We start from the raw sequence: 7,999 nt of genomic DNA, 5'->3' as shown, positions 1-7,999 counted from the left end.
CGGGGTCAGTTTGGATATCGAAAATTATTGTACGTTAAGGTTGTTTTTTGTACATCTGAGCTGTGGTATGGGGGCTAGGTTGACAGGCGGTTTTGAGCGATGAGCGGAAGTTAAAATTCAATGCCAGTTGGAAAACCGAAGCCATCTGCGGGGATGCACTGCACCCTGCAAGTTAGTCGCAATGTCTCTCAGTTATAAGTAAAACCAGCGGAGATTAAGGGGGCCTTGCTAGCTAAACCCAAGCCTGTTTGAGGGTTTTGATAATTTCTGAAAGATTAATTATATATATGAAAATATTATATTTTTATCCATTACCTCGTCTATTCGAAGCACACTCCTGCTCATCAAAGCTCTCTGCTCCACATTTTTCGTTTGACTAATTCAAGACGACCGGTCATATTAGATTATATTGACAACAGGCACAGTAATCATTCGAATGCTTTTCAGTCAGGGGTTATCTCCCTTGGAACTGGGCAGGTATCGCCCCCCTGAACTGGAGAACATAGTCGGGTAATTATTGAAATTTACATCGGAAGCAGTGAGGTCATACAGCTTCCGATTCCAGACCAATAACTGGAGTATTGAGTTATGAAAATTGCACTTCTGGCCGCCACTGGGCGCGCTGGTAGCACGGTACTTGCTGAACTGATCAGCAGAGGACATGACGTTATCGCTGTTGCCCGCAATCCGGACAAACTGCCTGGTAATCTGCCTTCCAGCGTCACCGCGGTAAAGGATGACCTTAGCGACGCTACACGACTCGCTGAGATTATTGCGGGCGCAGATGCTGTTGTCAGCGCCTTTGGGCCATCAAGCAATGACCCGCGCTATACATCCGATCAGGACTATACCGATCAACTTGTGGGTGTCACAGAGCGGGCGATTGCCGCCGTGAAGAAGGCGGGAGTACCCAGGTTGCTCGTTGTTGGTGGGGCAGGTTCTCTCTGGTTTTCGCCAGGTGTCACGGTACTTGACTCCGGTTACTGGCCAGAACCCTATGTTGCCATTGCAAAATCACACGTTAAAGCTTTTGCCGCGCTTCGGGCATCAGGCATTAACTGGTCTTATTTCAGCCCACCGATGATGATCGAACCCGGAGAACGTACCGGTAAATTCCGCCTTGGTGGTGATGACGTAATCTTCGACAGCAACAATAAAAACAGTATCTCTTTCGAAGATTATGCAATTGCACTGGTTGATGAACTGGAAAAACCTGAGCAGGAACGCCAGCGCTTTACCATCGGATATTAATCATCGCGCCTGACCTTATTGCATAGCCCCTGGGATACCCCCTCTGTTGTTTTTTACTGAAGCGGGTAGCCAGTTACCCTTTATCGTTTCACCTGCACTGCAGGGGCTATACTACCCGGCGACTACACTTCCGAACAGACAGAACGAAGAGCAACATCATGTCAACGCCTACAAGTACCAGCAGTTCGCGCCGCGGACCCAGACCCAATCCAGAAACGAAGGGGAATCTCATCAAGGCCGGAATGGATATGCTCCATCAGATGGGCTATTCCGCGACAGGCATTAAAGACATCGTTGACAGCGCCGGGGTACCTAAAGGGTCTTTCTATAATCATTTTGAAAGCAAAGAAGATTTCGCTGGGCAGATCATTGATATCTATTTTGAACAGGCCCTGCCTCAGATAGCGGAACACTTGGAAAATCCGGATATTTCGCCGCTTGAACGGCTGAGAACCTATTTCGAACAAAGGGCTGAAAGTTTCATTACCAGCGATTATTTCCAGGGGTGTCTTTTGGGCAATTTTTCCCTGGAAATGGGAGATCACAGCACAGAGATACGTCAGCGAACCGCTGAACATTTTAATACCTGGACCCTTCATATTGAAAAATGCATAGAGGAAAGCCAGCAAAAAGGCGAGATAACGTCCCCTTTGCAACCGGCATTACTGGCCCGTTTTGTTCTCAACAGCTGGGAGGGCGCGCTGGTCAGAATGCGCTCAGATCGGAGTGACATGCCATTACGCGACTTTATGGATGTAATTTTCACAACCGTTCTCATCTGAATGACTACGATCGATAGCTGGTACCCAACCAAAGCAGGAGATAGTTTATGACTAACAAAAACGCACCAGGATCTGAATTGCAAACCCAGTTCCCGGCAGCCATTGAGACCACTCAAATTGATGGTCTTTCAATCCGCTATGCCCGTTCGCCTAAAGATGGAGCCGAAACGCTCCTGCTTCTCAGTCCCTGGCCTGAAAGCCTGATGGCTTTTTTGCCAACCTGGTTCCACTTTGCCGAAAAATACGATGTGCTTGCTATCGATCTGCCCGGTTTCGGTCATTCTGAGGGACGTTCTGACGTGATTGCACCAGAGGCAATGGGAGAGTTTGTTGTTAAGGTTGTGACGCACTTTGGTCTGAACCGTCCGCATGCTGTTGGACCAGATATAGGAACGTCCACTCTGCTCTTTGCTGCCGCGAATCATCCGGAAATATTTTCTTCCATAACTATTGGCAGTGGGGGCGTAGCTTATCCCCTTGACGTCAAAAACAGTCTGAAACAATGGATTGACTATCCAACGTTAGAACCGCTGCAGAACATCGATATACCAGCAAAAATCAACGCCACACTGGGTACGCTTGAGCACTACAAGGTTCCTGATTTTGTGCGCGAGGATTACATCTCTTCCTACAGTGGCAAAGGACGATTTGCTGAATCTGCCCGTTTCGTTCGCCTCTATCCGAAAGAGCTGGAAGTTCTCAGGGATCGCCTGACGGATATTAAGACGCCTGTCCTCGTTATCACGGGTCAGCACGATCCATTCGTGCCGGTATCTAATGGGCAATATGTCGTCGAACGGGTTCCGGTTTCACATCTGGAGATTGTGAATAGCGGTCATCTGGTGTGGGAGGATGCAGCGGAAGCTTATGCTGCATTCGTTCTAAACTGGGTAAAAAAACACAAACGTCATTAAGTTTAGCCAAAAACGTTATCTTTCAGACGATAAATGGTTAAAGCGGAGAATGGAAAGATGAAGAAATTACCAAAAATTGCACTGGGAACCTGGTCATGGGGTACAGGAGCGAACGGAGGGGATGCCGTCTTTGGTAACTCCCTCTCTGATGAACAAATGAAGTCGGTGTTTGATACCGCAGTCCAGTCAGGCCTGAATTTATGGGATACGGCAGCGGTTTATGGTATGGGGGATTCTGAAAAGGCCCTTGGCAAGCTTATCCGGAGATATTCCCGCGAAGATCTGATCCTTTCCACGAAATTCACCCCAAATATTGCTGACAAACAGGCAGCTCATCCCGTCAGTGCAATGCTGGAAAAAAGTCTTAGTCGGCTGGGTGTTAATAATATCGATATTTACTGGATACACAGCCCGAAGGATGTTGAAAAATGGACCAGCGGTCTTATCCCTTTATTACAGGCTGGTAAGGTGAAAAGCGTTGGTGTTTCTAACCATAATCTTGAACAAATTAAACGTGCGAATGAGATCCTGGGGGCCGCTGGTTATTCAGTCAGTGCAGTCCAGAATCACTACAGCCTGCTTTATCGCGCTTCGGAAGACGCCGGTATTCTGGATTACTGCAAAGAACATAACATCACGTTCTTCGCTTACATGGTGCTGGAACAGGGTGCGTTGAGTGGTCGATATAGCCCGCAAAACCCGATGCCTGAGGGCAGTGGACGTGCTGCGACGTACAATAAAATTCTGCCACAACTCCAGGCGTTAACCGATGCAATGAAAGAAATTGGTGCGACAAAAGGTGCCAGCGTGGCGCAGGTTGCCATAGCATGGGCTATTAGCAAAGGAACGTTACCGATTATTGGCGCAACGAAAGTCCACCACGTCGGTGATGCCGCCAAAGCAGCAGAACTTCATCTCAGTAAAGATGAAATCGCCCGGATTGAAAAATTATCCGTTGAAGCAGGTGTGAATACCCGTGGATCATGGGAAAACAACATGTTGTAAACTTTAATCATGTTTCCGACACTGAATTTTAACCTGAGTGTCGGATGGTTTCTTCCTGGCATTAAATCAGTTCTTCCAGTCCCGTCATTATGACCAGCTCCCGATATAGAATAGAGTCCGTGCTTTGCAACGTCCGCTTTTAGCACAGCGGACTTCATCATGCTACTAGCCACTAAAATTCCTAACTGTTATGCCATTACCGCAAATAACACCGCTATCCCAGCTTTTCAGGTAGGTTCATTATTTTTATAAAGCGATTGTATCCGACAAACCTGCGAAGCACTGTAGCCTGTTGCATCTGCGGTTTCGCGGATGCTCAGTTTCTTGATCTGTCGGTAGTACAGGACTTTTTGATGCCGTTCCTGATCAGCCTGTTTACCCCGATATTTTCCCAGTGTATGCGCACGTTCAATTCCCTGCTTCTGGCGCTGTCGACGGCTCAGCCAGTCCTTATGCGACATCGCGGCCATCAGATCGATAAGCATGTTGTTGATAGCTGTTATCACGGCGCGGGTGATAGGGTCAGCCTGCGTAAGGTCTTTATCTGCTAGTGCCTGCCATGATGTGGGCACATCCAGGCTGACAATCCGCAGCTCGTGTTGTTCGATCTGTTTTTTCAGTGTCATCCAGTCACTGTTGCTCAGACGGGTCAGCCGGTCTATCTGTTCGACCAGCAAAATATCATTGCGGTGACTGTCCATCAGCAAACGTCCCAGTTCGGGGCGGTCAAGTTTTGTACCGCTTATGTTCTCCCGATAGTAACTGGCTATTTTATGGCCTCGTTCCTGAACAAACTGCTCGAGCATCTCTTTTGCCCGATCGGCGAACTGATCTTCCGTCGATGCCCTTAAATAAGCTCTGATGAACATTTTTTCACCATATTATCGCATTTAGGTTGTTGCATTTATTCTATCGCATATAGGTTATGTCATTTAACGTGCACCGTCACATTTTGGTTATGGCGTCAGGGTGTACCCTTATGCGATATCTGGTTTTGTTAAAAATACCGTACTGAATAATTTACGAGGAAAACTATATGGCAAGGAGGCAGATTCTTTCTCTGTCGGAAAGAGAATCATTACTGGCATTGCCAGACGATGAGTTAACGCTGACCCGGATGGCCTATTTCAGTGAGCATGATCTGGCGCTTATCAGTGCTCACCGTAAACCCGCCAGCCGTTTTGGTTTTGCCGTCCTGCTTTGCTATCTGAAAAATGTCGGCTTTGCACCGGATAAAAAAATCCCACCCTCTGATGCGCTGCTGAAGTATATCGCCAGCAGGCTAAAACTTACCGGAGATCTCTGGTCTGCTTACCTTTCCGGCAGGGAAACCACGCGACGCGAACATTTAACCGAACTGTACCGCTATCTTGGCGTAAAAGCGTTCACCGGCAAAATACAGCAGGACTGTATTACACACCTGCTGCCGATGGCGACGCGCACCGATAAAGGTATTCTCCTGGCCGAAGAACTGCTGGTCTGGCTCCGGAAGAACAACGTGATAATCCCCGCAATTGATGTCGTGGAGCGTACCTGTGCGGAGGCCATGGCTGGCGGCGATAAAATCGTATTTCAGACCCTGAATGCCCCGTTAACTCCGACTCACAGGGATGCCCTGGATCGTTTACTTGAGTCCTCAGATAATCAGTCTTCCAGGCTGACATGGCTTCTGCAACCGCCGGGTAAAATCAATGGTAAGAACGTGCTGCAACACCTTGATCGGCTCAGTAGCATTGAATCGCTGGCATTACCTGAAGGTATAGATCGTACCATTCACCAGAACCGGTTGCTGAAACTGGCGCGGGAAGGCCGAAAGATGAGTAGCCGGGATTTGACCCGATTTTCAGCAACGCGGCGTCATGCGATCCTGGTGTGCGTGCTGGAAGAAGCCAGAGCCACACTGACAGATGAAGTGATTGAGCTGCATGAACGCATGCTGAACAGCCTGTTCAGCAAAGCCAAAAGAACACAGGCTGAGCGCCTTCAACAGACCGCAAAGCTGATCCAGTCAAAACTGAGGCAGTACATCGATGTCGGCCAGGCACTGTCTGAAGCTCGTGATTCCGGTGGCGATCCATGGCTCGCAATAGAAAACATACTGCCATGGCCTCAATTTGTCGCCAGTCTTGAGGAAACACGCCATCTCGCCAAGAAAAATAATTTTGATCCGCTGCATATTATTACTGAGAAATACAGCACATTACGGAAATATGCCCCGCGCATGTTGTCCGCTTTACAGTTAGTCGCCACCACGGCAGCGCAACCTCTGGCTGATGCGCTGGTTGTGATCAAGGATATGTACCGGAAGCAGTCACGTAAAGTTCCGGCGACAGCGCCGCTTGAGTTTGTCCCTGAAAGCTGGCGCAGGGTGGTGATTACACCTGCGGGTATTGACCGGGAGTACTATGAATTTTGTGCGCTCAGCGAGCTTAAGGGTGCATTGCGCTCCGGGGACATCTGGGTTAAAGGCTCACGCCGCTACAAAAACTTTGATGATTACCTCATTCCCGAAAAGGACTTTGATAAACTCACACCGGCGCTGCCCCTGCCCGTATCTGCTGATTATCATGAGTACATTACCAGCCGTATGACCCTGCTTCAGTCCAGACTTGAAGAGGTCAATGCCATGGCTGCCCTTAGTGAGCTGCCCGATGTGGAAATATCTGACAGGGGAGTAAAAGTCTCTCCGCTGGATAACTGCGTCCCGGTGCAGGTTTCACCGCTGGCAGAGCTGGTTTACAGCATGCTACCGCGCCCTAAAATCACGGAAATTCTCGATGAGGTAAACAGCTGGACGACGTTTACCCGACATTTTTCGCATATAAAAAATGACATTACCCGTCCCGATACCCGCCTGCTCCTCACCACCATCCTTGCGGATGGCATCAATCTTGGTCTGACCAAAATGGCGGAAGCCTGCCCCGGAAGCACCAAATCATCACTGGAAGATATCCAGGCATGGTATATCCGCGACGAAACCTATTCAGCCGCCCTCGCAGAGCTGGTAAACGCACAGGGGAAAAGGCCACTGGCGGCATTCTGGGGAGACGGGACAACGTCATCATCAGATGGGCAGAATTTCAGAACAGCCAGCTCAGGCCGCTACGCAGGACAGGTTAACCCGAAATACGGGCAGGCGCCCGGACGTCAGTTTTATACCCATATTTCGGATCAATACAGCCCGTTTTATACCTGCATAATCAGTCGGGTCAGGGATTCAACCCATGTGCTCGATGGCTTGCTGTATCACGAAAGCGACCTGGAAATCAGGGAGCATTACACCGATACAGCGGGTTTCACCGATCATGTCTTTGCCCTGATGCATCTGCTGGGATTTGCGTTTTGTCCGCGAATCAGGGATCTCCACGACAAAAAGCTGTTTATCAAAGGGAAAGCGGACCAATACCCGGCGCTTCAGTCACTGATATCAACGACCAGCCTGAATCTGAAAGAGATAGAAATTCACTGGCGCGAAGTGCTGCGTCTGGCAACCTCGATAAAGCAGGGAACAGTGACGGCATCCCTGATGCTGAAAAAGCTTGCCAGCTACCCCAGGCAAAACGGACTTGCCAAAGCACTGAGGGAAATTGGCCGTATTGAACGAACGCTGTTTATGCTCGACTGGTTCCGCGATCCGGCACTGCGTCGGCGGGTACAGGCGGGGCTGAATAAAGGAGAAGCCCGTAACGCGCTGGCGCGTGCGGTATTCCTGCACCGGCTGGGTGAAATCAGGGACCGAAAACCGGAAAATCAGAGCTATCGCGCCAGTGGACTGACGCTTCTGACGGCTGCGATCTCGCTGTGGAATACTGTGTATATGGAAAGGGCGCTCGATGCCCTGAAGCGTAAGGGACTAAAGATCAACGAACAACTGCTTTCGCATTTGTCGCCGTTAGGCTGGGAGCACATCAATCTGACAGGCGATTATATCTGGAAAAGCAACCGGATACCGGCTTCCGGTAAGTTTCGTCGGCTGAGGCCAGCTAAAGTCGAAAGGTCAAAAAATAGCCTTAACGTACAATAATTTTCGATATCCAAACTGCCCCC

6 protein-coding genes are annotated in these 7,999 nt (G+C 49.3%); 5 read left to right on the top strand and 1 reads right to left on the bottom strand.

Annotation, left to right across the window (positions count from 1 at the left end; translation table 11 throughout):
- Nucleotides 1–588: 588 nt before the first annotated feature.
- The 4 genes from ABIB18_RS23615 to ABIB18_RS23600 all read left to right on the top strand — a co-directional run bounded on the left by ABIB18_RS23615 (nucleotide 589) and on the right by ABIB18_RS23600 (nucleotide 3,952).
- Entirely contained in the window at nucleotides 589–1,251 is a 663-nt protein-coding gene (locus tag ABIB18_RS23615) for an NAD(P)-dependent oxidoreductase (RefSeq protein ID WP_088389917.1), read from the top strand.
- Between the two features lie 158 nt (nucleotides 1,252–1,409).
- Complete coding sequence (locus tag ABIB18_RS23610) at nucleotides 1,410–2,033, top strand: TetR/AcrR family transcriptional regulator (RefSeq protein WP_197696233.1); 624 nt, start codon at nucleotides 1,410–1,412, stop codon at nucleotides 2,031–2,033.
- Nucleotides 2,034–2,080: 47 nt separating this feature from the next.
- On the top strand, nucleotides 2,081–2,947 hold the full coding sequence (locus tag ABIB18_RS23605) for an alpha/beta fold hydrolase (RefSeq protein WP_088389915.1): 867 nt from the start codon (nucleotides 2,081–2,083) through the stop codon (nucleotides 2,945–2,947).
- Between the two features lie 57 nt (nucleotides 2,948–3,004).
- Nucleotides 3,005–3,952, top strand: coding sequence for an aldo/keto reductase (locus tag ABIB18_RS23600; protein WP_354476039.1), 948 nt, complete (start codon nucleotides 3,005–3,007; stop codon nucleotides 3,950–3,952).
- 227 nt (nucleotides 3,953–4,179) lie between these two features.
- On the opposite strand, the gene ABIB18_RS23595 is transcribed toward ABIB18_RS23600, so the two are convergent.
- Nucleotides 4,180–4,821: a recombinase family protein gene (locus ABIB18_RS23595; RefSeq protein ID WP_088389914.1), complete on the bottom strand. Its 642-nt coding sequence runs from the start codon at nucleotides 4,819–4,821 to the stop codon at nucleotides 4,180–4,182.
- 167 nt (nucleotides 4,822–4,988) lie between these two features.
- Here ABIB18_RS23595 and ABIB18_RS23590 point away from each other — a divergent pair, with 167 nt between their 5' ends.
- Nucleotides 4,989–7,976, top strand: a complete 2,988-nt coding sequence (locus ABIB18_RS23590) for a Tn3 family transposase (RefSeq protein ID WP_088389913.1) — start codon at nucleotides 4,989–4,991, stop codon at nucleotides 7,974–7,976.
- Nucleotides 7,977–7,999: the final 23 nt, after the last annotated feature.

The sequence above is a fragment of the Pantoea sp. UYEF8 genome (assembly GCF_040546285.1).
In the GTDB taxonomy this organism is placed as follows: Bacteria; Pseudomonadota; Gammaproteobacteria; order Enterobacterales; family Enterobacteriaceae; genus Pantoea; species Pantoea brenneri.
This window is presented reverse-complemented; position numbering and strand designations above follow the sequence as displayed.